Below are 2,174 nucleotides of genomic sequence, written 5' to 3' on the forward strand. Positions count from 1 at the left end.
AGTGCGGTCACGAGGGTGTTCAGTTCTGTCGTCACAAACGGATCTTGAACACCCTCTCTTCATGCCCGCAGCCATTCGGACAGACTCGTCTAGGCCTCCTCGTCCCTCCGCTCCGGGACGAGCGCGGTGATCGCCGCGATCTCCTCGGCCGTCAGCACGAGGTCCCGCGCGGCCAGGTTCTCCCGCAGGTGGCCGATGCTCGTGGTGGCGGGGATCGGCAGCACGGCGGGCGAGCGGGCGAGCAGCCAGGCCAGGGCGACCTGCGGGACGGTCGCCCCGTGCCGGGCTGCGACGGGGCCCAGCACCGCGCGCAGCGCCTCCGGGCCGCCGGTGTCGGTGGCCGCCCCCGGCGGCGTGAGCGAGACCGGCTGCCAGGGCACGAAGACCGCGCCGGCCGCCGCGGTCGCTTCCAGCAGGGCGGCCTCGCCCCGGGCGGCCACATTGAAGTGGGCCGTGACGGCGGCGATCGGGGCGATCCCGCGCGCCGCGGCCAACTGGGCGGGGGTCACGTTCGACAGCCCGATGTGCCGGATCAGGCCCTCCTGGCGCAGCGCGGCGAGGGTGCCGACCTGTTCCTCGAAGGACGCGTCCCGCGCCCAGCCGCTGTGCAGGTAGTACAGGTCGATCCGCTCGACCCCGAGCCGCCGGGCGCTGGTGTGCACGCACTGCCGCAAGTAGTGCGCGTTGCCGACGGCACTGATCGTCGACAGGTCGCGGCCGCCGCGGACGAAGCCGCCCTTGGTCGCGATCGCGAGCCCGTCGCGGTAGGGGTGCAGGGCCGCGCGGATCAGCTCCTCGTTGGTGTGGGGTCCGTAGACGTCGGCCGTGTCGATCAGGGTCACGCCCGCCTCGACCGCCTGCCGCAGCAGCCGTACGCCGCCGTCGTGGTCGGCGTACGGCCCCCACAGCTCAGGCCCGGTGAGCCGCATCGCGCCGTAGCCGATCCGGCCGACGTGCAGGTCGCCGCCGAGTGCGAGCGTCCTTCGTTCCGCCGTGGTGCTCATGGGGTCCGCCTTTCGCCGGGGACCCACGCCGGTCGTGGGTGCCTCCGGGGTCCCACCGTCGTGCCGCCGGGGGCGCGGTGCCAGGGAGGACCGTGCCTGTGCAGACCGGTACCAGGCACGCGGCGCGGCGGCGCCGGACACTGGAGTCATGGAGCACCGTGGTGACACCTCCGGCGGCCCTCCCGGCGGCCCGCCGGGCAGCGCCTCCGGCGGGAACGAGCTGGGCGACTTCCTGCGCGCCCGCCGCGCCGCCCTCGACCCGCGCCGGGCGGGCCTGCCGGACGACGGCCGGCTGCGCCGCGTACCGGGCCTGCGCCGGGAGGAACTGGCCCAGCTCGCGCACGTGAGCATCGACTACGTCGTACGGCTGGAGCAGGGCCGCACCCGCCGGGTGTCCCGCCCCGTCCTCGACGCGCTCGCGGACGCCCTCCAACTCGCCCCGGACGAACGGGCGTACCTCTTCGCCGTCGCCGACGTCGCGCCGGCCGCCCCGGCACGGCGGCCGGCCGCGCAGACGGTCGACCCGCAACTGCTCCAGGTGCTCGACGGCATGCGCGACGTGCCCGCGCTGGTCCTCGGGCGCCGCCAGGACGTACTGGCCTGGAACGCCGCCGCGACCGCTCTGCTCACGGACTTCGCCGCGGTGCCGCCGGGCGAGCGCAACCTGATCCGGATGACCTTCCTCGACGAGGCCTACCGCGCCCTGTACACGGACTGGCCGCGCGCGGCCCGGGACTGCGTCGCGGTGCTGCGCATGGAGGCCGGCCGGCACCCCGACGACCCCGCCCTGGCCGCCCTCGTGGGCGAACTCACCGCGCGCGACCCGGACTTCCGCACCTGGTGGGAGACGCACCGGGTGCGCGGTCCCCGGCAGCTCACCAAGACCTACCGCCACCCGGTCGTGGGCCGGCTCACCCTGGACGTCCAGCAGCTGTCCGTGGCGACCGCGCCCGACCAGCTCCTGGTGGCGTACACGGCCCGGCCGGACTCACCGTCCTACGAGGCGCTGCGCTTCCTCCTCCAGTGGTCCGGGCGGGCCGGCGACCGGCCCGCGCGGGGCGGGCCCCGAAGCCAGGCCTAGACGAGTCTGTCCGAATGCGTTCAGTGGTCGAAGGCGGTCAGTGAGCGGCTGACCGCCTGGCCGGTCTGGAAGTTGTGCCAGATCGCTGC

The 2,174-nt window shown here is 75.0% G+C and carries 2 protein-coding genes; one reads left to right on the forward strand and one right to left on the reverse strand.

Annotated elements, in window-relative coordinates; all coding sequences use genetic code 11:
• Positions 1–89: 89 nt before the first annotated feature.
• On the reverse strand, positions 90–1,004 hold the full coding sequence (locus ACIP98_RS42295; protein WP_401982204.1) for an aldo/keto reductase: 915 nt from the start codon (positions 1,002–1,004) through the stop codon (positions 90–92).
• 148 nt (positions 1,005–1,152) lie between these two features.
• Here ACIP98_RS42295 and ACIP98_RS42300 point away from each other — a divergent pair, with 148 nt between their 5' ends.
• The gene (locus ACIP98_RS42300; RefSeq protein ID WP_319658450.1) at positions 1,153–2,085 is read left to right on the forward strand and encodes a helix-turn-helix transcriptional regulator; all 933 of its coding nucleotides are present in this window, start codon (positions 1,153–1,155) and stop codon (positions 2,083–2,085) included.
• The last annotated feature ends 89 nt before the right edge of the window (positions 2,086–2,174 follow it).

It is taken from the genome of Streptomyces sp. NPDC088354 (assembly GCF_044753585.1).
Taxonomy (GTDB): domain Bacteria; phylum Actinomycetota; class Actinomycetes; order Streptomycetales; family Streptomycetaceae; genus Actinacidiphila.

Bases quoted from the DNA above. Each gene is read 5' to 3' on its own strand.
- ACIP98_RS42295 (WP_401982204.1), bottom strand. From the start codon at position 1,004: ATGAGCACCACGGCGGAACGAAGGACGCTCGCACTCGGCGGCGACCTG.
- ACIP98_RS42300 (WP_319658450.1), top strand. From the start codon at position 1,153: ATGGAGCACCGTGGTGACACCTCCGGCGGCCCTCCCGGCGGCCCGCCG.